We start from the raw sequence: 24,051 nt of genomic DNA on the forward strand, positions 1-24,051 counted from the left end.
TCGAACTGACCGCTAACTCGAGACCACCACTCAAGCCGGTTCCACCCAGGCCCGCGCAGCGATTTCCAGCAGATAACCGTAATGCAGTGCGCCGACAGGAACGACAGCCCGAGCAGGTTTCCAGTCACCGAAATGACGCGCGTAGATTTCGTTGAAGGTCTTCCAGTGATCCACGCCGACGAGATAAACCGTCACTTCGATCACGTCCTTCAACCCCGCGCCGGCCGCCGCCAGCACCGTGCTGACGTTATCGAGCGCCTGTTGGGCCTGTTGTTCGAACGGCAAGTCGCCGGTGTGGGTGCCGTCGGGACGCATCGGCAATTGTCCGGATACACAAACAAGATTGCCCGCGCGGGTCGCGTGGCTGTAATGGCCGGCGGGAATGGGCAGGCCTGGCGCGTTGATGAGTTCAATAGGCATATAAGCGTTCAGGAAATGGAAGAAAACAAACGGCAGCATACGTCGTGCGCATCAAAGCACCAACCGTCCGGCGATGAAATCGAGGAAGGCTTTCGCGCGCCCCGCCATGGAGGCGCTCTGGTAAAACACCGCGCTGATTGGCTGCCGGACATCGAGCAGAACGGGGTCCATCACGGTCTGCAGGCGTCCGCTGGTTACATCGGCGTTGGTCATGTACGCAGCCAGCGACACAATGCCGCCGCCGGCCAGCGCAAGTTGCCGCATGGTCTCGCCACTCGATGCCGCAATGTCCGGCACGATCCGGAAGCGCCCGCCCGCGTCGCGGTTTTCGGTGTCGTCATCGATTAAAGGCCAGTCGTTCAGGCTATCGGGCGCTGTAAAACCAATCAGCCGATGCCGCCGCAACTCAGCCACCGTGCGTGGCTCCCCGTGTTCAGCCAGATATCCCGGGCTCGCCAGGATGCGCACCCGGCTGCTCCCAAGCGAACGTGCGTGCAACGTGGAATCCTGCAAAGCACCAATCCGGATCGCGATATCCACGCGTTGCTCCATCAAGTCGACAATCCGCTCATTGCTGCTCAGCTCCAGCACAATCTCCGGATACGCGGCGGCGAACGCCTGAACATGCGGCACGATGCAATGGAGCACGAAAGGTGACGCTGCATCGACCCGCAGCCGCCCCGCCGGACGCTCGCGTTGCCGGGCGATCGACTCCTCGGCATCTTCCATCGCGGTGAGGATGGCGCGGGCGCGCACAAGAAAGAGTTCGCCTTCGTCGGTGAGTTGCAAACGGCGCGTCGTGCGCCGCACCAGCGTAGCGTCCAGTTTGTGCTCCAGCCGCGTCAGTGCCCGGCTAACGCCCGACACGGTTTGCTGCAATGCCTCGGCGGCCGCTGTGATCGAACCGCTGTCGATCACGGTGACAAACGCCAGCAATTCTTCGGTCGTCGTTTTCATCTATTCATTGTTGATTCTGAATCAAGATTGATTTGAGACTAACACTGTTTCTGCGAAAGTCGAAGACGCGGATACTGCATGCATCGACTCAAATCCATATGACTTACCTGGAGAACGGACATGAAGATTTTCGTCACTGGCGCAGGCGGTTTTATCGGCGGCTCGATTGCAGCGCGCCTGGTTCGCGACGGCCATCAGGTCAGCGGCCTCATTCGTCGCCCGGAACAGGCGGACGAACTCAAGACGCTGGGCATTGAACCCGTCATCGGCGGCCTGGACGACCGGAAATTGCTGATTGCGCAGGCGAAAGCAGCCGATGGTGTCATCAATGCCGCCAGCAGCGACCATCGCGGTGCGGTCGAGGCATTAATCGAAGGACTCGAAGGTTCGAACAAACCGCTGCTGCACACGAGCGGCTCAAGCATTGTCGGCGATGCGTCCGGTGGCGAAGGAACGGACAAGATCTATTACGAAGACGCGCTGCCCGAACCGACCGCCGATAAAGCCGCGCGCGTGGCCATCGATACCCTCGTGCTCGGCGCTGCCAAACGCGGCGTGCGCGCTTCCGTGCTGTGCAACACGCTGATCTACGGCCACGGCGCCATGGCCAACGCGAAGAGCGTGCAGTTGCCGCGTCTGCTTTCCCAGGCGCAAAAAAGCGGCATCGTGCGGCACGTGGGGCCGGGACGCAATATCTGGTCGAACGTGCATATTGACGATGTCGCCGATCTCTACGCGCGTGCGCTTGAAAAATCGCCGGCTGGCACGTTCTATTTCGTCGAAAGCGGCGAAGCGGCTTTCCGCGATATGACGGCGGCGATGGCTAAAGCGCTCGGCCTCGGCGCGCCGCAAGACTGGCCGCTCGAAGAAGCCAAGAAAGAATGGGGCTACGAAATGGCGTCGTACGGGCTGGGATCGAATAGCCGGGTGCGTGGCAAGCACGCGCGGGAACTGCTGGGCTGGGAACCGAAGCGGACGTCGGTGACTGACTGGATCAGCAACGAGATGTTGCAGACGAGCTAACCGGTACGTTCAAGCGGCGCGGGCTGGGTATAAGAATCCTCGCCCGCGCCCACGCTCATTTAAACGCTTGCACAAACTCTTCGATCTCGCCCGCCGGCATGCCCGATTGCACAGCGGCGGCGCGGATTTGCTGCCACGTGGTGGGATCGATGGGAACGCCGTTCGCGTTGAGATCGGCCCGCCGCGCCTGTTCCGGCTCGCCCGGCACCATGATCCTCTCAGTACCCTCGGCCAGCGGCGACGCCTTCACCCATTCGACGAACGCATCGGCTTCAGCCTGCGCGTTGGGGGCATCGAAGGCATTCGGATCGACGATCACCGATGTCATGCAATTGATGATCGCGTTCGTCGTCCCCAGCGTGTCCGCGTGCGTGGTGAATCCGCCCGACAGCGCGCCGCCGAAAATCTCGCACATCGCGGCGAGGCCGTACCCTTTATGCGCGCCCATCGCCGTGAGCGAACCAAACGGTGCTTCATGCATGACTTTCGGTTCGACGGTCGGCACGCCTGCATGGTCGATCAGGTAGCCGGGCGCGACCTTCACGCCCTTGTTAAAGGCCACGCGCGTCTTGCCGTAAGCGATCCCCGCGGTCGCAAAGTCGAGCAACAGCGGCGTGTTGCCTTCGCGCGGAAACGCGGCGCAAAACGGGTTCGTGCCAAAGCGCCGGTCGATCCCCCCAAACGGCGCAACCAGCGGATCACCTGCCACGTTGACGAAGTGAAACGACACAAGGCCGGCTGCCGCGCACTGCTCCGCCCAATGCCCAATACGCCCAATGTGATGCGCATTGCGCAAACCGACCGCGCACACGCCGAGCTTTTTCGCCCGCTCGATACCGAGTTCCATCGCTTCAAACGCCACGACCTGGCCGAAGCCCTTGCGGCCATCGATCGTCAGCACCGCGCCAACATCGCGGACAACTTCAGCGTGCGTATTGAGCTGCAATTCGTTGTCCGCGAGCGACGCCATATAGCGCGGAATCATGCCGACGCCGTGCGAATCGTGTCCCGACAAATTCGCCATCACCAAATGATCGGCGACCAGTTGCGCTTCGCGCGGCGTGCTGCCGGCGTGGGTCCATATCGCGCTGACAAACGCGTGCAAGGTTTCCGGGGCGATGCGCGATTCGCGCGTGGTTTCAGTGCTCATGCGACTGTGTCTCCAATATAAGAATGACTGCGGTTCAGGCGAACCGGCGCGCTGGTTCGTCACCATACCGCTCAAACTAAAACGGCGCGCAAAAGCTGCGCGCCGTCTAAAAAAGTCAGGATGGGGCTCCCGCCATCAAGGCGTCGCCGCGATCACCTCGGCCACCGTTGCCGTGAGTTTCTTCGCGAAAGGCACATGCAGGAATTCGTTCGGACCGTGCGCATTCGACCTCGGTCCCAGCACGCCGCATACCATGAACTGCGAACGCGGAAAGCCTTCCTGCAATGTGTTCATCAACGGAATGGTGCCGCCCTGACCAAGGAACGCAACATCCGCGCCGAAATGCCGGCGCGACGCGTCATTGAGCGCGTCACCCAGCCACGGCGACAGGTCGGGCGCGCTCCAGCCGGTTGCTTCGCCGCGCTCGGGCTTGAACGTAACCTTTGCGTTGTAGGGCGGATCGGCTTCGAGCATGGCCTTCAGTTCGGCAAGCGCTTTCGTGGCTTCGACGAGCGGCGGCAGGCGCAACGACAACTTGAACGCGGTACGCGGGCGCAGCACGTTGCCCGCATTGATCAGCGACGGCAGCCCTTCAGCCCCGGTCACCGCCAGCGACGGCCGCCACGTGGAATCAAGCAGCGCTTCACGCGGGTCCGTGGTGACGGGCAACACCGTGCCGCCATTCTGGCCGCAGGTCCACGGGAGTTTCTTCCATACGTCGTCGCCGAGAATGCGGGCCGTTGCTTCCGCTTCGCTCAAGCGGCGCGACGGGATATCGCAATGAAAACCCTTCGGCAGCAGGTTGCCGGTGCTGGAATCCTCAAGCCGTTCCAGCAGCTGGCGCATGATGCGAAACGTGGACGGCGCAATGCCGCCGTTCGTGCCGGAGTGAATGCCTTCATCGAGCACTTGCACTTCCAGGTCGCCCGCAACCAGGCCGCGCAGCGACGTTGTCAGCCAGAGCTGATCGTAGTTGCCTGCACCGGAATCGAGGCAAATCACGAGGCTCACATTGCCGAGCCGCTCACGCAATGCATCGATATACGGCAGCAAGTCGTAGCTGCCCGATTCTTCACACGTTTCGATAATGCCAACGCAACGCGGCCGTTCAATGCCTTGCGCATCGAGCGCGGCGATCGCGCTGATTGAAGAGTACGTGGCGTATCCGTCGTCCGCGCCGCCGCGTCCGTAGAGTTTGCCGTCTTCATACTTGGGCGACCACGGACCGAGATCACGACGCCAGCCGTCGAACTCAGGCTGTTTGTCGAGATGGCCGTAAAGGACGATGGTGTCGCTGCTGTTCGAACGCGTAGCCGGGGCTTCGAAAAAGATCACGGGCGTTCGATTGGGTAAGCGGATGATTTCCACTTTCAGGCCACGAACGGGTTGCCGTTCAGCCCATTGCGCAGCGTCCGTAATCACGCGTTCGATAAACCCGTTGCCAGCCCAATCGAGGTCGAACATCGGGCTCTTGGCGGGCACCGCGATGTAGTCGGTGAGCGCGGGGAGAATTTCGTCGTCCCACTTCCGGTCGATGAATTCGCGCAATGCCTCACGGTCGATGCGTTGTATTTCTTGAGTTATATCGTCTGAGCTCATGACGGGCGTCCCGGCCGTTTAAATGTCAATGATAGCCGTGTTTAGCGGCAATTCGAATGCACAGTTTCTCATGGGCGACGTATTGCGCGTGCGGCTTTTCACCTTTGGAAGCAAGTGCGGCGGCCGTTTCGAAAGCATGAAGCCCGCGTGGATCAACTGTGAAAATCGCACGTACGTGCTGTGGAAACACGCTGCTCAAGCGGCGGAAAAAGCGCTATGGGCGACGTCCCGGTATGCTTGTGGCCCCATCAAAATCAGGAGCCTCCTTATGTCCGTTTCAATGTATCGCGCGACCGTTCCCGTTTTCATCCGCAGCCTCGATGTGCTCGCTTCCCTGCTCGACAAAGCCGCCGCCCACGCAAAAGAAAAAGGCTTGAGCGACACCGACATCACGAGCGCACGGCTATTCGACGACATGCTGCCGTTCGCGGCGCAAGTCCAGCGCGCAAGCGATACATCGAAGGCATCGGCGGAACGTTTGTCAGGCGTCGCCGCGCCCCGCTTCGAAGACACCGAAACGACCTTCGCGGAACTGCGGGAGCGCATTCTGAAGACGACGGCGTACCTGAAAGGTATCGACGCCACAACGTTTGACGGCGCCGACACGCGTGTCGTGACCATCAAGCAAAAGGGTTTCGAGCTGAATTTCAGCGGTGCAGAGTATTTGTTCCAGTTCGGGCTGGCGAACTTCTATTTCCATATTGTCACGGCTTACGACATCCTCCGGCACCTCGGGGTACCGGTAGGAAAGCTCGATTTTCTCGGGCCGCTCCAGCCCGCGTAATCGAGCGTAGTCCGGCCTGGTCCGGGTCAGGTCCGCGCGGCGATCTGCTTCTGCCAGCTGGCCAGGATGCGTCGTGCGAGCACGTTGTAATCGCCGCCGAAGTGATGATCGCCTGTGGTCTTCACCACTTCGATGCCTGTCTGCGTCAGCGCGGGACAGAGCGTGTCTTCCTCGGCCGCGCCGTAGATACACTGCACAATCGATGGCGGCAGTTTCGCCAGTTCGGGCCGAACTTTAAACGCGTCCTTGCTGGCCGGCATGCCAAGCCAGCCGGTGACGCGGATCTGGAAATCGGCATCGGGTGAAAAACCCATCAACGATACAAACGACACTTTCGCGCGCACCGAATCCGGCAGCCGGTTGTAGGCGAAAGGCATCACGTCCGCGCCGAACGAATAGCCGATCAGCGCAACGTGCTCAGAATGCCAGCGCGCGCTGTAAGCCTGGATCACGCGTGCAAGGTCGTGGGCAGTCTGCTCAGGCGTCTTCGCGCTCCAGAAATAACGCAAGCTGTCGATGCCGATCACCGATACCCCATCCTTCTGCAACGACTCCGCGATGGTTTTATCGAGATCGCGCCAGCCGCCGTCGCCGGAAATCACAATGGCAAGCAGGTTCGTCGGATGCGCGGCGGGCAGTTCCACGAGCGGCAAATCCGATACGTCTTCGTCGCGGAGTTGCTCCACCTTCAGATGCGGCGTGGCGAGCGCGAGCAGCGCATCGGCCTGTGAGCTAGTGGCGGGCTGCGTGGTTTTATCGAAGAAACCGGGGAGACCCTTCGCGTGCGTGATGGTCGGATCGGGCGGGCACAGGTTGAAACGCGCGTCCAGTTGCGGATCGGAATTCAAAGCAAGTGCGCCCGCGACTGTATTGTCCGGCGCCTGGGCCAGGATCTTCGTGGCCAGCACACCGCCTTGGCCCGTGCCCATCAGGATTGGCGAGAAATATCGGCTCGATTGCACTTCGCGTTCAAGCTGATGGCTGACCGACTCGGCATCGCCCACCAGGTTGTGGCAAGTCTCCTTCTCCGCTGGCAACTTCGCCGCGTAACGCGCCGTGTCGACGCCAACCACCATCGCGCCATTTTTGGCCAATGCCTCGGCGGTTTGCGTGTCGGCGGGGGTCCAGTTTCTGTCGGAGAACAGCACGACAAAACCGCGCATCGAACCGGTGGGTTTCGTGAATGTCACGTCGCCATAGCGGCCGCCCGGCAAGGTGCCGGCATGGGCCATTTCATGCGCCATTGAGACCGACAACAGCAAAACAACCGCCAACTTCTTGAAGAAAATCATGAACGCCAGCCTCCCGCCAGCAACGAGAGATCTGCGAGTGTGAAAAACACGCCGACCGAGCCGGATGCCGCGAGATAACGCGGTTCCCAGCGTGGCTGGAACTTGCTCTTGAAACCGCGCAAGCCCCGGAAATTATAGAAACGTCCGCCAAACCGCCAAACCAGGCCAGCCAGCCGATGCCACGGCGAAGCAAGCGGTGTCGGCTGCATGCCGGACAACGGCGCAATGCCCAGGCTCAAGGTCTGGAACCCGGCCTGCTTCAAATGCAGCGCGAGCTTCGTGAACAGGTATTCCATCGCGTACGGCGACGCGTCGGGCACATGCCGCATCACGCCGACCGTGGCTTCGGTATTCAGGTCGGTTGTCATGAACGTGACGAACGCGACCGGCTTGCCTTCCTGGCGCACCAGCAACACCGACTGCGCAGCGAGGTAATCGTCGGTGAAGGCCGCTACCGAAAAGCTCTTTTCCCGCGCTTCGCGGCTGCCGAGCCACGCGTTTGATATCTCGCGCAGGACCGGCATGGCGACAGGCACGTGCTGGCTATCGATGACTTCGACGTCGAAACCATCACGTTCACCACGCTTCAGCGCGTATCGCAAATGAGCGCGATGCGAGCCCTTCAGGTCGAAATCTTCCAGCACCACATGCGCCTCCTCGCCGAGTTTCATCAGCGTGAGACCGGCATCGAGGTAAAGCGGAAGTGCGTCGGCGCGAACCTGATAGAACGCGGCGCGACCATTGTGCGCGTGCGCCATTTCCACGAAGCGGCGGATCAGCTCCGCCCATTCGCGGCGCGGCCCGACCGGATCGTGCAACGCGGCCCAGGTGCGGCCGTGTTTCGCGTACATCAGGAACGCCTCGCGCGAGGTCGAGAAGAGGAAACTCTTGTCGCCCATCATCGCGAGGCCGGCGTCGCTGCGTTCCTGCGCGCGGAAAATGCGCGCGGCATCGAGCAAGTCTTGCGGCGCGGGTTTCTCGAAGCGGCCGGCCGCCGGACGCAGTAACTGCCACACGGCGAACAGCGCCGCGAACAAACCCGCCGCGAGCGTCGCGCGCAACGCGCGCGGCGCGCGTTCGTCGAAGGCGAATTGCCACCAGAGGTCGCGGCTGTAATTGACATCGCGAAAAGCGAACAACATGATCCAGACCGCCAGCCCGATCACGATGCCCACCGACACCAGCCAGCTCGCCGTGAAGCGCTCAGCCAGCAGCGACGAGCGCCGGTTAAAGCGGTCGCGGGTAGCGAGCAACAACGTGATCAGCATCGCGAGCACGCCGGTTTCGACAAACGCCAGCCCCTTTGCCATCGACAACGCCAGGTTGGCCACGGCGAGCGTGATGGCGAGCCACCAGGCGGCATCGAGACGACGCAGCAAACCGCGCGCAACGAACAGCAGAACGACGCCCAGCACGCTTCCCAGCAGTTGCGAGCTTTCGAGCACCCACAACGGCAACACGGCTTGCAGCGCCTCGATCCGTTTGCCGAACGCGGGCGTGGCGCCGGAAATCACGAGCATGCCGCCGACCACGAAGGTCACCACGCTCAGGAACACAGGCGCGAGCTGCGACACATTCGATGGATTCAAAAACGCGAAACGTCCCTTGAGCGCGCGGCCTTCGAAAGCCGCCAGGACGAACGTGGCGGCGATCAAGGGCAGGCCGAAATAGATCGCGCGATAGGCGAGCAGCGCAGCCAGCATCTCGGGGGTATTCACGCTGCCGCCGAGCGCGAACACCATCGCAGCCTCGAACACGCCGACACCGCCGGGCGTGTGGCCGATCATGCCGAGCAGCATGGCCGCGGAAAACACCGTCAGGAATTCGCCGAAGCCCACTTGGGCGTGCGGCAGCACGGCCCACAGCGCGAGCGCTGCGGCGCATACATCAAGGGCGGCGAGCAAGAGCTGCGCAACCAGGTCGCGACGTGCCGGAATGGTGAAAGCAAGCCAGCCCCAGCGCGTTTGCAGGGTCCGGGGAGCGGCGCGGCACAGCACGATCATGACCGCGAAACCGATCAGGACCGCGCCGCCGCTGACTCGCAAGATATCCGCCGATGCATGCAGCATGGCGGCCAAGGTATTGGCGGCGCACACCATGCCGATCGCTGTCATCAACGCCAGCGCGAGCGCCAGCGTGACGCTCGTGAACACCGTCAGGCGGCCGACCTGCGCGGTCGTGACACCTGCGACGCCATACACGCGGCAGCGCACCGCGCCGCCGGTCAGCGCGCCGAAACCGGTCGCGTTGCCCAGTGCGGAAGCGACTGTCGAGCCGACCCACAGCACCGAACGGGGCACTTTGACGTCGAGGTAGCGCAGGCCGACGGCGTCGCGGCCAGCCAATGCCACATAACTCAGCACGGTGGCGGCAAGCGCCCCAGCCCACGCTTCGAAGCGAAGCGCGCGCAATTCGTGAACGACCGTTTTATAGTCGACGGCGTGCGACAGATGCTGGAACACCACCAGCAGCAACGCACACACGATCAGCGCCAAAACAGGCGCGGTGAACCGCTGTAATCGCCACGCTTTCGACCAACGAAGCAGCGATTCCAACAACGGGTTTGAACTGACACTATTTCTGCGAGACATGCTGATTACCGGACTTGCTTCAACGCCTTCTGGCCTTGCGGCTTGTAGGCGTTTTGTTGGTTCTTGGTTCTGATCGGCAGATGCCGGGACCGTTTCGCGTCTATCCGACGCTCACTCAGATTTCAGAATCCTGAATAGAACGTTACGGTTAGCAACGGCTGTATAACGGCGTAGGTTGACGGGACTTAAGAAAAGTGTGCGAGTCTATGCCGTTCGGACAAGTCCAGCAGCGGTTTTGCACCCGCTTTTCACAGATTTCGGCGGTTTTCTTCACACCTGATCGGGCGAGCGGTTAGCATCTTGGCTCCGATGCACGCCCCCGGGAACACCCTCAGGCGCGGCATTTATCATCGATAAAAGGTTCTACCGTATGAAAACGCAACGCCTCGCCGCCGCCGTGACCCTTTCTGTCGCCGTCTTCGCCCTGAGCGCCTGTGTGACCCAATACGATTCGCTGATCAAGACAGTGCCCGTCGGCTCGGGGACATCGAAGCTCAAGACGCTGCCGTTCGTGGCCTGCGTCAAAGCGAAATGGGCCGCGCGGCCGTTGAAGACCGGCGAGTATTCGCCGAACCAGGACGGCGATGTAATCACCGTGCACGGCGCGAACGGCCAGACCATGTTGCTGATCGACGCAGAACCATCGGCGAACGGGACGGGATATACAATTTACGGCGATATCGTGGGCGCGTCAGTCTACGTGGCCGACGCCCACAAATGCGACTAAACGACGCGGGACTGAATCAGCTCGCCGCGCCCTTGAGATCGGTGTAAGCCTTGTGCGTGCCCACGATGCGCCCGATCAGATAACCATCCGACGCGCACGCATTCACCCGCTTGTCGCCATTCCACACGATCTTGTACTGCTCGTCCTGCAAACGGATGGCTGACGGATCGAACTGGGGCGGCGGCGCACTGGCGGTCTTGCCGCCGTCGCGCACCTGCTCCATCACGAGGCGATTCCACGTGTAGGCGTAGCCATATTCGACACCGTCGGCAAACGCGTCCAGATCGCAGACCTGCTTGGGCGGCGTAATGGAGACTTCCGTATGGTAGCCAGCAGGCCCGCCGACTTCGATGCTTTGCGCGGCGGGCGCGCCGGAGGCATCGACCTGCGCTGAACGTCGTGCCGCGGGTTGCAGTTTGGCGGCGACCACCGGCGCGACGCTTGACGCGGGCTGCGCGCTGCTGGCGTTGTCGTTGGGAGGCAAGGGCGCACAGGCGCCAAGAAAGAGAATAGATGCGGCGATGCAAACGCCAGGAGCCTTCAAATAGGTGGTGAAAATCACGCTTTTGCTGTCCGTCTCAAAATAAACCGAGCACTACCTTAACATTTTGAGACGAGCGCGTAGATTGTGCCGATTTTAGGAAGGGTGTCGGACGGTAACGACACTCCAAAAAACAAGGGCCATGCCGGCGCTGAGATCCGGAACGGCCCTGATGCTTCTCTATCGATTTTTTTCAGAATGAAACGGCGCGCAGCTTCAGGACTCGCCAAGCGACCACGCTTGTTCGCGGTTCGCGCGCCGATTCTTGTTTATGCTCAAGCCGCTTTTAACGGATGCTCGCTGAGATAAGTGCGCAGCGCGTTGTTCATGCGCGTTTGCCAGCCTTCGCCCGTCGCGCGGAAGGCCGCAATCACATCCGCGTCATAACGCACGCTGACCTGCTCCTTCCGATGCTCTTTCGGAGGGCGTCCCATGCGACGTTCGGCCATCACTTCCGGCAACGGGCGCAACGCCTTCATCTCTTGCGTCGACAGCGACTCCGCGTCGGGGTCAGCGGCAATACCGCGATTGATCGCGGCTTCTTCTTCCGCCGTGTTTCGCCTCAATTTAATTTTGCTCATAGTCGTGTATCTCCCGGTTATTTGCTTTTCGAAAGCTGATAACCCGCATGGTGTCGTCACGGGGTGTGAACGCCACGAAGTACAACCGGCCGCAATATCTCCCAAGCCTTGATACCGATCTTCACCGTAGTCACGGCGGGTATCGGTCGTAGTCAACAGGCTCGACCAGTCAAGATGAACTGCATCGACCAGCGAGACGCCGTGCTTTTGCAAGTTAGCGGCGTCTTTCACGCGATCGAATGCAATTTCCATCCACTTATTGTAGATGCATAAAGCAGTGCTGCACAACTACTTTTTGTAGCTACTGAAATTAACCGTCCGGCCTGCAGTCCCGTCCGTGTCCAAACGAAAAGGCCGCCTGCGCAATGCAAAGCGGCCTCTTGAACCGGCGCCTGTCTTCAGAACGCTTCCGGCGCTTCAGCTAGCCAACTGCTCAAGCCCCCTCCTCCAGCACCAGCAAGTTTTCATGCGAGAACCCAAGTGCCACAGGTTGTCCGCGTTCCGGTAGACGCCGATTCGGGTCGTTGAAGACATCGAGGGAAATCACGGACTGGTCCACGCGTGTTCTGATCCGCACCACGGCGCCAAGGAAATTGACCTCCTCCACGGTAGCTGCAAGCGTATTGCGACCGTTCGCCGGGGCTTCGAGCACGATCGCCTCCGGGCGCACGGCGAGCATCCGCTGCTTGCCGGCATCGCCGGAATTGAGTGCGTGCGACGTTCGCAACTCCTGGCCGCCAACCACGATCTTCCCGCTTGCCGGATCCACCACCTGCCCCGATAGCAAGTTCAACGTTCCGACAAACGACGCCACGAACCGCGTACGCGGAAAGTTATAGATCTCTGACGGTGTGCCGATCTGCTCCACGCGCCCTTCGTTCATCACCACGATCCGGTCAGAAATCGACAGCGCCTCTTCCTGATCGTGCGTCACGAAAATCGAAGTAATGCCCAGTTCGCGCTGCAGGCTGCGAATGTCCTCACGCAACGAAACGCGAATCTTTGCATCCAGAGCCGAGAGCGGTTCGTCGAGCAACAGCACCTGCGGTTTGTTGGCCAGTGCGCGCGCAAGTGCCACCCGTTGCTGCTGACCACCCGACATTTGCCACGGATACCGATCGGCCAAGTGAGGCAGCTTGATCAGCTCGAGCATTTCCTTCACGCGCCCTTTGATCTCTGCCTGCGGCCGCCCCAGCACCTTCAGCCCGAAGCCGATGTTGTCCGCCACCGTCATGTTCGGAAACAGCGCGTACGACTGGAACACCATGCCGACCTTGCGTTGCCGCGTGCGCACATGGGTGACGTCACGACCGGCGAGCTTGATCGTACCGCGCGTGGGCGTTTCAAAGCCGGCGATCATCCGTAGCACCGTCGTTTTGCCGCAACCCGACGGCCCGAGGAAGGTGATGAATTCGCCGCGTTCGATTTGCATATCGAACTGATGCAGCACTGTGTTCGTACCGAACGTCTTGGAAAGGTTTTCGATCTCGAGAAGTGCCATGACAAGCCTGCCCTTTAAATTTTTTGTCCGGCGAGAGCGCGCGCCGAGCCGAAGACCTGAATAAGCCCCATCGAGGCCCACGTAATAGCAAATGCGATGATCGCGAGCGCCGACGGTTCATACGCCCGGTTCGCGCCAATCAGCTGCAGATACGGCCCGAACGCCGGACGGTTGAGCAAGCTCGCCAGCGTGAATTCGCCGATGACCACCGCGAAGGTCAGGAACGCGCCCGACAGGATCCCGGAGCGCACATTCGGAAAGATGATCTTGAAGAGGATCGTCGGCCAGTTCGCCCCGAGGCATTCCGCGGCTTCGGTGAGCGAGCGGACATCGACGGCACGCAGGCCTGCGTCGACGGAGCGGTACATGTAGGGCAAACACAGCGTGACGTACCCGCACATCAGCAGGAAATCGGTCGCGCGTTCATTCCCGGTGAGCGGCAGGAACGAACTGCTGTTGTAGATATGCAGATAGCCGAACACGATCACGATAGCGGGAATCACCAGCGGCAGCAGCGTGATGAACTCGATCAGCGGACGCAGCTTCGGCAAGCGCAACTGCACCCAATAGGCGGTCGGGACAACCAGCAGCACGCCAAGCACGATGGCGAACACGCCCATCATGATCGAGTAGCCGAACGACGCCTGGAAATGAGGATCGGTCAGGACAACGCGGTAAGCGTCGAAGCTGTATTCACCGCGCCGCATCTTCAAGCTGAAATCCACGGTGGCCGCGAGCGGCAGCAGGAAGTACAGCGCGCCAACGATCATGGCGATCCAGGCGCCAGCCCGCGTTTGGGCCCGTACCTTGTTGTCCGGTGCCGGATTGGCTGTGGTAATGCTGCTCATCGACGGCCCCTTTCAGCGCGTGAGCGCAACCAGATATAACCACCGTTGGACAAGCCGGTCACCAGCACCATGCCGAGCGCGAGCGCATAACCGAGATTTTCGTTGTGCAGCACGTCGCCGCGAATCTGCGCATACAGCACGATCGGCACGATGTTGAGCGAGCTGCCCGTGAGCGCATATGCTGTTGCCACCGCGCCGAACGCATTCGCGAACAGCAGCAGCGTGGCGCCGAGTACGCTCGGCCAGAGAACGGGCAGCGCGACGAACATCCAGTAATGGTAAGCACTGCCGCCCAGACAATCGCAGGCCTCGCGCCATTCGCGCTTCAGGCCATCGAGCGCGGGCGTGATGATGAGAACCATCAGCGGAATCTGGAAGTACAGGTAGGTCAGCGTCAGCCCCGTGAAGCTCAGGATGCTGAAGCCTGTTGAATACAGGTTGATGCCAACGTACTTCTTCAGCAGCACCGTGACGAGCCCGACGCGCCCTAACGTGCAGATGAACGCAAACGCGAGCGGCACGCCCGCGAAGTTCGACGCCACGCCGGAAAACGTCATCAAAGTCGGGCGAATCCACACCGGCAGCTTGCCCTGCACAGCGGCCCACGCCAGCAGGAGTCCGAGTACGCCACCGCCTAACGCCGATGCCGCGCTGACCTTGAAACTGATCCAGTACGCGTCGAGCACGCTGGGTTGCAGCAACTGGCGGAAATTCTCAAGCGTGAAATGGCCTTGCGGGTCCTGGAATGCCCCGACCATCAGCCATGCAGTGGGCAGCAACAAGAACAAGACGGCAAACGCAAAAAACGGTAAGACGCCGAGATAATTCCATGCGGGCGACACGCGTCGCGCCGCCTTCATGCCGGGACCGAGCGACGGGTTCGACTGACCCTCGCGCTCCTCATGTCCGGACATGGGCGTGGCGATCTTCGATGAAGTGCTCATGATGTCGCTCTTGACTGACAGGCCGCGCTGGAGAAAAGCACAAAGCGCGAACCGGAAGGTTAGCCGGACGTGAAGTCCGGCTAACCGTGCACTACGTTACCTCGTGTACCAATCGTGTACGGCTCAGGCAGTTACTTCACGTTGGCGCCAACCACTTGATCCCACTGCTTCGTGATGAGCGCCTTCGAAGCGTTTTGCTCGTCGAGCGTCGGGAACACCACGTTCTTGTAGGCCGACGGCGGCGGCAGCTTGGCGAGCAGCGCTGCCGGGATCTTCTTGTTCGCTTCGAGATCCTTGAAGCGGATCGGATGACAGTAGCCGGTGAGCCAGCCAATCTGGCCTTCGTCCGAGTACAGGTATTCCATCCACAGCTTCGCAGCATTCGGGTGCGGTGCATAAGCGCTGATACCCTGCACGTAGACGCCGGCCACCACGCCCGTCTTCGGCACGACTACGGCCACCTTCGGATTGCCCTTCAGCGTATCGCGATCGGCCAGCGCGTTGTAGTCCCAGCGCACAATGATCGGCGTGGTGCCCTGCGCCAGCGACGCGGCCTTGCCGATCACCGGCACGAAGTTGCCGTTCTTGTTCAATGTGCTGAAGAAGCTCAAGCCCGCAGCGCCCGCCTTCGATGCATCGCCCTTGCTTTGCGACAGACCGGCTGCATACACAGCTTGAATGGCCTGGTTAGCGGAGCGCGGGTCGCCCGCGAGCGCAACTGCATTCTTGTAGTCGGACTTGAGCAGGTCGGCCCAATCAGCCGGGACCTTGTCGATCATGTCGGTGTTCACTTCAAACGCCAGCACGCCGTAGTAATCACCGTACCAATAGCCGTCCTTCTCCTTGGCCGAATCCGGAATGCTTGCCCACGTCGACACCTTGTAGGGCTGCAGCAAGCCGGCGGCCTGTGCCGTCGGTCCAAACGACAAGCCGACGTCGATCACGTCCGGCGCCTGCGGTCCCGTGTTGCCCTTGTTCGCCTTGATGGCTTCTACTTCGTCGCCCGAACCAGCGTCCGGATTCAGCTCGTTCACCGTGATGCCGTACTTCGCCTTGAAGCCTTCGATCAACGCGCCATAACCGCACCAGTCGTGCGGCAATGCGATCGTGGTCAACTGGCCTTCCTTCTTCGCAGCAGCGATAAGGGACGCCGGCGGCGCCGCCACGGCCTGCCCCGCCACCGCGGTCAGGGCGGCGATAGCGGCCGTGATGGATGCCCGGCCGCTCAAGCGGCGAAATGTGGAGGTCACTCGCAACCCGTCTTGATTCATGATGTTTCCATCCTCTGCCTTCGTGCTTACGTTTTTGGAAAGTTGCGTGCTGCGTCCATGCTGCATAGTCCGAAACTTGTTTTTTAATGCGCACTCACATTTGACGCGCACGCGACTCTGGCGGCCAAATGTTTAAGAACGATGACGACGGTGAAAAAGACAGCAATTCAGGACTCGTTTCAGGCACTGCGGGAGGTCGAAGGGAACTATCCGCGAGTGTGACGGAGAGACTAAGATCAAATACCCAAATTCGCAAGTATCCAAAAAAATGCAACCTTGGCAGCGCCAGTTCTTGTTAGTCTTTCACTGGATTTTCGAGTAACTGAACTAACGCACGGCGCTCAGCAGCCAATTAATATTGGCGACACACGGGCGACACATTGTCCGCTCACAAAGCCTTAGGCTGCCTAACTGGATCAGCGTGGATCGGCAGTTTGCAACTGCGCTTGCAACTTCATCAGCCAGCGTGTGCTCGTTTTCACTAATATCCATTCGACTTGAACGCTCGGGAATACAGCATGTGGCAGGAAGATCGTCATCAGAGAATTCGCGCGCTGCTCGCTACGCTTGAACGCGTGTCGACCGAGCGCATCATGGCCGAGCTCGGTGTGTCGCGCGAGACGGTCAGGCGCGATCTGGTAGATCTGGAAGCATTGGGTGAATTGCGGCGGGTACATGGCGGCGTGACGCGTCCGGCTGACGAAGCGCCGATCGCCGAGCGCAGCCATACACACGTCAAGTCAAAGAACGCCATCGCGCGGGCCGCCACGGCGCTGGTCAGCAGTGGACAAACCTTGTTCATCGATGCCGGCACGACCACCGCCATCCTGGCCGAAGAACTCGCGAAGCTGGCTAACCTGACCATCATCACGAACTCCATCGACGTCGCCCAGAAGATGCGGGCGACCGGCGAAAAGACCGAGTCAAGCAACGAGATCATCCTGCTAGGCGGCTCCATCAGCGACCGGGCATTCGCCACGGTGGGCGGCACGACGGTCTCCGAAATCCTCAGGTATCGCGCTGACGTGGCGTTGCTCTCGCCGGTCGCCATCGATCACCGGCATGGTGCGACCAACTTCGATCACGCGGAAACCGAAGTAGCCCGTGCGATGGTTGCGCACGCCGACCGGGTCGTGATCCTGGCCGACTACAGCAAGATCGGACAGTGCAGCAGGATTGCGTTCTGCCCGATCAATCGCGTGGATATCCTGATCACCAACAAGAAAGGCGCCGAAGGTCCGGCGCTGCTGTCACTGCGCAAGAAGCTGCCGCAAGTGATTCTGGCTTAGCGTTTTAGACGCCGTCGTTTAAACGCCGTCATTCCCGTAGGTGGCGTCGAGCACCCGGCGGCGCAAGCGCGTGTCGCGCAACGCGCCGGCTGCGTCGAGCACCGGATAGGCCGTCGAGCAGAACAGCGAGTTGAGGCGCTTGAGGTCGCTGATGATGTCGAGATGCAACGCACTGGTTTCAATGCTGCGAGCGCTCTGCCCGGCCAGCCGATCCAGGTGCGCATACGAATAACTGCGCTCGAGATCGCGAAACCGTTCCTTCTCGGCCAGCAAGCGCTCGGCGCTGCGCAAGTCGCTATTAAGAAATACGCTCAGGCCGAGTTGCAAGGTCAGGATCACGCGCGAATGCAGGTCTTCCAGCTCGCTCAGACCCTCGGGCGAAAACGCGAGCCGGTGCGTAATCTTCTTCTCAAGGATATTGGTCACCACCCGCTCGATGATGTCCCCAGCATGCTCCAGGTTGATCGTCAGCGTAATGATGTCGGTCCAGCGCCGGCTATCCGCTTCGTCAAGCTGCTCACGCGAGATGCGCGCCAGATAGGTCTTTACCGCTGCATAGAGCTGATCGACGTCGTCGTCCATGCGGATGGTCGAGCGTGCCTTGACCGGGTCGTTGGCCCGCATCATGTCGAGCAGGTTGTCGAGCATGGTACGGATGATGTCGCCTATGCGAAGCGCTTCGCGCGCGGCGTTCGCCAGCGCAAGCGTGGGCGTGGAGAGCGCGACAGGATCCAGATACAGCGGCCGTAGTTCCGGGTTCGCTTCGGGCCGGTCCGGCAGCAGCCGGATACACAGGCGCGAGACCGGATCGATCAGCGGCATGCACGCTACGCAGCGCACCAGGTTGTATAGAAGATGGAATGTGATCACCGCCTCGCGCGGATACGGGATCAACGCGCCAATGCCTTGTGCGATCCACGGCGCGAACGGCAGCACGATCAATGCACCGGCCAGCTTGAACAGCACGTTACCGAGCGCGAGACGGCGGCCGGCCGGGTTTTGTCCCAGCGTGCCGATCACGGCCAGGAGGCCGCTACCCAGGTTAGCCCCAATCACGAGGCACACCGCCACCTTCAGCGAGATCACGCCCGAGGACGCCAGCGTCGCCGTCAGCAGGACCGCCGCAAGACTGGAGTAGGAGATCATGGCGAAGGCCGCCCCTACCAGCGTGTCGAGCATGGAGTCACCCGTCAGCGCGCCGAACATGACCTTCACGCCCTCGCCCTGCATCACGGGCTGCGCGGCCTCCACGATCAGGTGCAGCGCCAGCAGGATCAGCCCCAGCCCGATAACCGTGCGCCCCACCTGGCCCGTGCGAGTCTGTTTGAACGACAGGAATGCGATCACGCCGCCGAGCAGCAGGATGGGCGACAGCCACGAGAGATCGAGCGTGAGCACGCGCGACATCAGTGCGGTGCCGACATCTGCGCCGAGCATGATCGCGAGTCCCGGAGCGAGCGGCAACAGGCCTTGCGCCGCGAACGACGAAGCCAGCACCGCGGTCGCATTGCTGCTCTGGACCAGACTCGTCACGCACAAGCCTGCGCCGAACGCCCGGAAGCGGCTGTTCGCACTGCGTCCCAACACGCGCCGCAATTCAGCGCCGAAGACCCGCAGGATGCCGGTCCGGACAATATGCGTGCCCCACACGAGCAACGCGACGCCCGACAAAATATTCAAGAGGATCAACATGTGGCTACGTCCGTTGTTCGTTCCGACTGTACTGCCATCCGTGCCATGATGCCACGCAAATGAGTTGTACAATTTTGCATTGTTGTACTTTTGGGTATTTAAAGCTAGGATCTAATCGGCCTGGGTAGCCTGCGCCCGGCAGTATGGTCCGGCGACCTGATTACCCACCGCTTACCTGCTATTTACCTGCTTTTCACCTGCAATCAAGGGCTATACGGATGAGTCGTACTCTGGCGCTGTTCGATCTGGATCACACATTGCTACCGCTGGACAGCGATCAGTCGTGGGCTCGCTTCTACGCCACGCTGGGTTTCGAGGGCAGTGCCGACCACGCGCAGGAAATCGATGCGTACTATCAGCAGTACGTCGCCGGCACGCTCAACATGGATGAGTACCTGGACCTGACGCTTGCACCGCTCGCGCGTCATCCGCGAGCGCAGCTTGACGCGTGGCATGCGGCATTCATGAAGACGGTGATCGAACCGGCTATCCGCCCTGAAGCGATTGCGCTGCTGCGCCGCCATCTTGAGGCGGGGCACATGTGCTGCATCGTTACGGCGACCAATGTGTTCATCACCGCGCCCATTGCAAAGGCGCTCGGCGTTGAGCATCTGCTGGCAATCGACCTGGGCACTGAAGGCGATGATCCGCTCGGACGTTACACCGGGCGCTCGGTGGGTGTGGTGACATTCCGCGAAGGCAAGATTGTCCGCACCGAGCAATGGCTGGCTTCGCAGGGACTGAAACTCACCGATTTCGAGGCAAGCTATTTCTATAGTGATTCCGTCAACGACGTCCCGCTAATGGAACGTGTCACGCATCCGGTTGCAACCAACCCCGATGCGAAATTGCGAGCGATTGCAGCCGAGCGCGACTGGCCGGTCATCGAGCTATTCGCGTAGGGTTTTTGTTTGCCCGAGGCGTCAGGGCGGGTTCCCGCAGACACCCCGCAAGCACGCGGTTTCGTCGAACCTCGCCCTATTCTCTAAACGCTTCACTTGGCGTAGCATCCGCGCATTCCTCTGATAATCATATAAACGAGACATGGCCCTGATCGCGCGCAATCTGCTTGGCATCGCCGTACTGCTGCTCATCGCTTTCATCTTCTCCACCAATCGCCGCGGCATTCGCCTGCGCACCATCGTGCCTGCACTGCTGGTGCAGGTGGGCATTGGCGCCTTCATCCTGTTCGTTCCTTTCGGCAAGAACGTACTCTCCGCGGCGGCGGCGGGGGTAAATCATGTACTCGGCTACGGCAACGCAGGCATTGAGTTCCTGTTCGGCGGCCTGGTCCAGTCAAAGATGTTCGACCTCTTCGGCAGCGGCGGTTTCGTCTTCGCCGTTCGCGTGCTGCCTGTCATCATCTTCGTGACCGCACTGATCTCAGTGCTCTATTACCTCGGCATCATGCGATGGATCGTGATCGTGCTCGGTACGATCTTCCAGAAGCTGCTCGGGGTATCGAAGATCGAATCGTTCTCGGCCGTCACCACCATCTTCCTCGGTCAAAGCGAAATGCCGGCGGTCGTGAAGCCGTTCGCACGCGACATGACCAGCGCGGAATTGTTCGCCGTCATGTCGAGCGGCATGGCTGCAGTCGCGGGCTCGGTGCTCGCAGGGTATGCCGGTCTCGGCGTGAAGGTCGAATACCTGCTTGCTGCGTCGTTCATGGCCGTACCGGGCGGATTGCTGTTCGCCAAGATCATCCACCCGACGAGCGAAGCCAGCCGCGTCACGCTTCAAAACATGAACTTCGATGAAAAACGCCCGGCCAATGTGATTGAAGCCGCCAGTTCGGGAGCAACCGTCGGCCTGAAGATCGCGGTCATGGTCGGCGCCATGATGATTGCGTTCGTTGGCCTGATCGCGATGTTGAACGGGATTGTGGGCGGCATTGGAGGCTGGTTCGGTGACCCCAATGTATCGATGCAATCCGTGCTCGGCGCCGTGTTCGCGCCCATCGCCTATTTGATCGGCGTGCCCTGGGATCAGGCCGCGCTCGCCGGCAACTTCCTTGGGCAGAAACTCATTCTCAACGAGTTCGTGGCGTACGCGTCGCTGTCTCCGTATTTGAAGGACTCCGCCAGCGTCGCCGCGGCTGGATTGCAGGTACTCGATCCGCGTACCATAGCGATCTTGTCTTTCGCGCTGTGCGGCTTCGCAAACTTTTCGTCGATCGCTGTATTAACCGGCGGCTTCAGCGCGGTTGCGCCGGAGCGGCGCGCGGAAGTGGCACGCTACGGCTTGCGGGTCGTGCTCGCCGCCACGCTCTCGAACCTGATGAGCGCGACGATCGCGGGCATGTTCCTGACGCTGAACTGAGGAGAAAATCATGACGATGGACGAGTTGCTCGAACGCGCGAAGAACGCTCGCGAACGCGCTTATGCACCCTATTCCAGGTTCAAGGTGGGTGCAGCCTTGCTCACCAAAGACGGCAGTGTATTCGATGGCTGCAACGTCGAGAATGCATCGTACGGATTGTGCAATTGTGCGGAACGTACCGCGTTTTTCAGCGCAATTGCCGCAGGCTACACGCGCGACCAATTCGCAGCGCTCGCCGTGATCGGCGACACGGACGGACCCATTGCGCCCTGCGGCGCATGCCGTCAGGTGATCATTGAACTGGGCGGCCCCGAGTTGACCATCCGCCTTGGCAACCTCAATGGCGCGATCCGCGACACCACGGCCCGCGAACAACTCCCCGACGCGTTTTACCTATGACAAAGCATAAGGTCATCTACGACACCGACCCAGGTGTCGACGACGCCATGGCGCTGGTGTTCCAGGCGCTGCATCCCGAGATCGAACTCCTTGGCATCACGAGTGTGTTCGGCAACGCAACCATAGAAACGACCACGGCCAACGCGCTCTACCTGCGCTCGCGTTTTGCGCCCGGCGTGCCGGTCGCACGCGGGGCGGCGGCGCCGTTGCATCGCGCACCGCCTGCGCCGCTCGGCTGGATTCATGGCGACAACGGCCTCGGCAATATCGAGCTGAACCGGCCCGCCGATACAACGCTCGATCCGCGCCCCGCGCATCAATTCATGATCGATACGATTCGCGCCCTTCCCGGTGAAGTGACGCTGATCGCGGTCGGTCCATTGACGAATCTCGCACACGCACTGCAAGCCGACCCGGACATTGCCGCGCTGGTGAAGCAGGTCGTCATCATGGGCGGCGCGTTTGGTACGGCCGGCGTGCTCGGCAACGTATCGCCGGCGGCTGAAGCCAACATCCTGTGCGACCCGGATGCGGCAGATCTCGTCCTTGGCGCGGCGTGGCCGGTCACGCTCGTCGGCCTCGACGTCACGCAAAACACGATCATGCCGAACGACTGGCTGGCATCGATCCGTGATGGCGCCGGTGAGGCCGGCCGTTTCGTGTGGGACGTATCAAGGCATTACGCGCAGTTTCACCACGACAGCGCCGGACTCGAAGGCATCTACGTGCATGATTCATCGGCGGTAGCGTACGTGCTGGCGCCGCATCTTTATACGGTGCGCCACGGCCCCGTGCGGGTGCTGACCAACGGTATCGCGACGGGTCAGACGATACAAAAACCGTCGACCATGCGCGTTCCCGCGCCGGACTGGGACACCCGTCCGACGCAGTCGGTTTGCATCGGCGTGGATGCGGCGGGCATGCTCGATCTATACAAAAACACCTTGCTCAAGACGCTTTAACTTTAACTGGAGAGCCTTGCCCCTAGCCACACGCGCAAGGCTTCGACTTCTTCAGCACAGACTGAATGCGGCATCGGGTAGGTATGCCATTCCAGCTTGCAACCGTGCGCGAGCGCGAAGTCGCGGCCTTGAGTCGCCAGTTCAATGGGTAGCACGGGGTCTTGCGTGCCATGTGCGGCGAATATCGGCGTATCGCGATTTGCTTCGCTAAACGACGCATCGATCAAACCTGGCGACGGCACGTAACCAGACAGCACGATCAGTCCCGCCAGTTTCTCGGGATGAGTGAGCCCTGCCGTGTACGTCATTGCCCCACCTTGCGAAAACCCGGCCAGGAAGATCTTCGAGGTCGGGATGCCACGCTCGTTCTCCCGCGCGATCAGTTCGCGAATCCGTTCACACGATGCCTTCAACCCGGCTTCATCGACCCGGTGGTTCACGCCTTCGAACGACAAAATGTCGTACCACGCCCGCATCACATAACCGTTGTTGCCGGTCACCGGCATTTCAGTAGCGTTCGGGAAAACGAAACGCACGGCGGGCAAATCACCCAGGCGCAGCTCGGGCACGAGCGGGATGAAATCGTTGGCGTCGGCGCCCAGGCCGTGCATCAGGATCACGGCGTACTCGGGATTTGGCGCAGATTCCACGTCGATGGTGGTAAGCAAAGCAGTCATTGACTGGACTCCAGTTTCAGATCAGATGATAGGGACGAGAACGAGAACGATGCCGAAAAGCGAAACCATCCATACGAGCGAGCGCAGGAACGGAATTCCCGCCGCATACAAGGGCACGTAGACCACGCGCGCGACGATGTACAACCACGCGCCGTAAAGCGTCAGCGTACCTTCACGGCCGGCCATGTGCGCGATCAGGATGGCGATGGCGAACACGGGCAAGGTCTCGAACAGGTTGCTCTGGGCACGCATCAGACGCCCGGTCACCTTGCCGACGGGCGGCCCCGGCTGGTCGCGCGGTCCGCCGTTATGTCCGATCCCCGTCTCGCGGGTGCGCACCACCGATGGCAGCAGCACCTGAATAAGGGCGAGCACTAGCGTCCAGGCGAGGATATGAAGTTCGGTTGTCATGGGAAGTATTGGTTTGAGAGTGGCGTTGTGCGAAACCGGAATCATCATGCCATCATTGAAACACTGCTT

General features: G+C 60.9%; 23 protein-coding genes and 1 pseudogene. 8 read left to right on the forward strand and 16 right to left on the reverse strand.

What is annotated here, in order from left to right:
* Positions 1 to 30: 30 nt before the first annotated feature.
* Together ACSQ83_RS20855 and ACSQ83_RS20860 are read right to left on the reverse strand one after the other, a co-directional pair.
* The gene (locus tag ACSQ83_RS20855; protein WP_414968269.1) at positions 31 to 459 is read right to left on the reverse strand and encodes a RidA family protein; all 429 of its coding nucleotides are present in this window, start codon (positions 457 to 459) and stop codon (positions 31 to 33) included.
* A gap of 12 nt (positions 460 to 471) precedes the next feature.
* On the reverse strand, positions 472 to 1,377 hold the full coding sequence (locus ACSQ83_RS20860; RefSeq protein WP_414950874.1) for a LysR family transcriptional regulator: 906 nt from the start codon (positions 1,375 to 1,377) through the stop codon (positions 472 to 474).
* A 120-nt stretch (positions 1,378 to 1,497) separates the two neighbouring features.
* Here ACSQ83_RS20860 and ACSQ83_RS20865 point away from each other — a divergent pair, with 120 nt between their 5' ends.
* Positions 1,498 to 2,400, forward strand: a complete 903-nt coding sequence (locus ACSQ83_RS20865; protein WP_414950873.1) for an NAD-dependent epimerase/dehydratase family protein — start codon at positions 1,498 to 1,500, stop codon at positions 2,398 to 2,400.
* Between the two features lie 55 nt (positions 2,401 to 2,455).
* Here ACSQ83_RS20865 and ACSQ83_RS20870 read toward each other — a convergent pair whose 3' ends face one another.
* A complete protein-coding gene (locus tag ACSQ83_RS20870; protein ID WP_436229441.1) occupies positions 2,456 to 3,550 on the reverse strand; it encodes a malate/lactate/ureidoglycolate dehydrogenase in 1,095 nt (364 codons plus the stop codon).
* Positions 3,551 to 3,685: 135 nt separating this feature from the next.
* Positions 3,686 to 5,149, reverse strand: coding sequence for a M20 family metallopeptidase (locus ACSQ83_RS20875; protein ID WP_414968271.1), 1,464 nt, complete (start codon positions 5,147 to 5,149; stop codon positions 3,686 to 3,688).
* A 268-nt stretch (positions 5,150 to 5,417) separates the two neighbouring features.
* On the opposite strand from ACSQ83_RS20875, the gene ACSQ83_RS20880 reads away from it, so the two are divergent.
* On the forward strand, positions 5,418 to 5,933 hold the full coding sequence (locus tag ACSQ83_RS20880; RefSeq protein ID WP_436229442.1) for a DUF1993 domain-containing protein: 516 nt from the start codon (positions 5,418 to 5,420) through the stop codon (positions 5,931 to 5,933).
* Positions 5,934 to 5,959: 26 nt separating this feature from the next.
* Here the strand turns inward: ACSQ83_RS20880 and ACSQ83_RS20885 are convergent, their stop codons facing one another.
* Positions 5,960 to 7,225 carry a virulence factor family protein gene (locus ACSQ83_RS20885; protein ID WP_436229443.1) on the reverse strand — a complete coding sequence of 422 codons (1,266 nt, stop codon included), beginning with the start codon at positions 7,223 to 7,225 and terminating at the stop codon, positions 5,960 to 5,962.
* A complete protein-coding gene (gene mprF, locus ACSQ83_RS20890; RefSeq protein ID WP_436229444.1) occupies positions 7,222 to 9,816 on the reverse strand; it encodes a bifunctional lysylphosphatidylglycerol flippase/synthetase MprF in 2,595 nt (864 codons plus the stop codon). Before mprF ends, ACSQ83_RS20885 begins: the two co-directional genes overlap by 4 nt.
* Before the next feature lie 370 nt (positions 9,817 to 10,186).
* Between mprF and ACSQ83_RS20895 the strand changes: the two genes are divergently transcribed.
* A complete protein-coding gene (locus tag ACSQ83_RS20895) occupies positions 10,187 to 10,543 on the forward strand; it encodes a hypothetical protein (RefSeq protein WP_436229445.1) in 357 nt (118 codons plus the stop codon).
* A gap of 16 nt (positions 10,544 to 10,559) precedes the next feature.
* Here the strand turns inward: ACSQ83_RS20895 and ACSQ83_RS20900 are convergent, their stop codons facing one another.
* The 7 genes and pseudogenes from ACSQ83_RS20900 to ACSQ83_RS20930 all read right to left on the reverse strand — a co-directional run bounded on the left by ACSQ83_RS20900 (position 10,560) and on the right by ACSQ83_RS20930 (position 16,229).
* On the reverse strand, positions 10,560 to 11,105 hold the full coding sequence (locus ACSQ83_RS20900; RefSeq protein ID WP_436229446.1) for a hypothetical protein: 546 nt from the start codon (positions 11,103 to 11,105) through the stop codon (positions 10,560 to 10,562).
* Positions 11,106 to 11,359: 254 nt separating this feature from the next.
* Positions 11,360 to 11,665 carry a BrnA antitoxin family protein gene (locus ACSQ83_RS20905; protein WP_436229456.1) on the reverse strand — a complete coding sequence of 102 codons (306 nt, stop codon included), beginning with the start codon at positions 11,663 to 11,665 and terminating at the stop codon, positions 11,360 to 11,362.
* A gap of 150 nt (positions 11,666 to 11,815) precedes the next feature.
* A pseudogene (locus ACSQ83_RS20910) lies at positions 11,816 to 11,917 on the reverse strand (BrnT family toxin); the annotation flags it as partial.
* A gap of 181 nt (positions 11,918 to 12,098) precedes the next feature.
* Positions 12,099 to 13,166 (reverse strand): ABC transporter ATP-binding protein, encoded by a 1,068-nt coding sequence (locus ACSQ83_RS20915; RefSeq protein WP_414950862.1) that lies wholly within the window; start codon positions 13,164 to 13,166, stop codon positions 12,099 to 12,101.
* A gap of 14 nt (positions 13,167 to 13,180) precedes the next feature.
* A complete protein-coding gene (locus tag ACSQ83_RS20920; RefSeq protein WP_436229447.1) occupies positions 13,181 to 14,014 on the reverse strand; it encodes an ABC transporter permease in 834 nt (277 codons plus the stop codon).
* Complete coding sequence (locus ACSQ83_RS20925; protein WP_231937196.1) at positions 14,011 to 14,874, reverse strand: ABC transporter permease; 864 nt, start codon at positions 14,872 to 14,874, stop codon at positions 14,011 to 14,013. The genes ACSQ83_RS20920 and ACSQ83_RS20925 overlap by 4 nt, the downstream gene beginning before the upstream one ends.
* 215 nt (positions 14,875 to 15,089) lie before the next feature.
* A complete protein-coding gene (locus ACSQ83_RS20930) occupies positions 15,090 to 16,229 on the reverse strand; it encodes an ABC transporter substrate-binding protein (RefSeq protein WP_414950859.1) in 1,140 nt (379 codons plus the stop codon).
* Between the two features lie 518 nt (positions 16,230 to 16,747).
* Between ACSQ83_RS20930 and ACSQ83_RS20935 the strand changes: the two genes are divergently transcribed.
* Positions 16,748 to 17,518, forward strand: coding sequence for a DeoR/GlpR family DNA-binding transcription regulator (locus ACSQ83_RS20935; RefSeq protein ID WP_277038182.1), 771 nt, complete (start codon positions 16,748 to 16,750; stop codon positions 17,516 to 17,518).
* A gap of 18 nt (positions 17,519 to 17,536) precedes the next feature.
* Here the strand turns inward: ACSQ83_RS20935 and ACSQ83_RS20940 are convergent, their stop codons facing one another.
* A complete protein-coding gene (locus ACSQ83_RS20940; protein WP_414950857.1) occupies positions 17,537 to 19,210 on the reverse strand; it encodes a Na/Pi cotransporter family protein in 1,674 nt (557 codons plus the stop codon).
* Between the two features lie 218 nt (positions 19,211 to 19,428).
* Here ACSQ83_RS20940 and ACSQ83_RS20945 point away from each other — a divergent pair, with 218 nt between their 5' ends.
* The 4 genes from ACSQ83_RS20945 (at position 19,429) to ACSQ83_RS20960 (ending at position 22,894) form a co-directional block, all read left to right on the forward strand.
* Positions 19,429 to 20,112: an HAD family hydrolase gene (locus ACSQ83_RS20945; RefSeq protein ID WP_436229448.1), complete on the forward strand. Its 684-nt coding sequence runs from the start codon at positions 19,429 to 19,431 to the stop codon at positions 20,110 to 20,112.
* A gap of 142 nt (positions 20,113 to 20,254) precedes the next feature.
* Positions 20,255 to 21,532, forward strand: coding sequence for a NupC/NupG family nucleoside CNT transporter (locus ACSQ83_RS20950; protein ID WP_414950855.1), 1,278 nt, complete (start codon positions 20,255 to 20,257; stop codon positions 21,530 to 21,532).
* Positions 21,533 to 21,542: 10 nt separating this feature from the next.
* A complete protein-coding gene (locus ACSQ83_RS20955; RefSeq protein ID WP_414950854.1) occupies positions 21,543 to 21,932 on the forward strand; it encodes a cytidine deaminase in 390 nt (129 codons plus the stop codon).
* Positions 21,929 to 22,894, forward strand: a complete 966-nt coding sequence (locus tag ACSQ83_RS20960) for a nucleoside hydrolase (protein WP_436229449.1) — start codon at positions 21,929 to 21,931, stop codon at positions 22,892 to 22,894. The genes ACSQ83_RS20955 and ACSQ83_RS20960 overlap by 4 nt, the downstream gene beginning before the upstream one ends.
* Positions 22,895 to 22,896: 2 nt before the next feature.
* On the opposite strand, the gene ACSQ83_RS20965 is transcribed toward ACSQ83_RS20960, so the two are convergent.
* Positions 22,897 to 23,571, reverse strand: a complete 675-nt coding sequence (locus ACSQ83_RS20965) for an alpha/beta hydrolase (protein ID WP_436229450.1) — start codon at positions 23,569 to 23,571, stop codon at positions 22,897 to 22,899.
* Between the two features lie 21 nt (positions 23,572 to 23,592).
* Positions 23,593 to 24,051 (reverse strand): MAPEG family protein (locus ACSQ83_RS20970; RefSeq protein ID WP_436229451.1); only part of this gene is annotated, 459 nt, incomplete at its 5' end.

The sequence above is a fragment of the Caballeronia sp. LjRoot29 genome (assembly GCF_964252755.1).
Classification (GTDB): Bacteria; Pseudomonadota; Gammaproteobacteria; order Burkholderiales; family Burkholderiaceae; genus Caballeronia.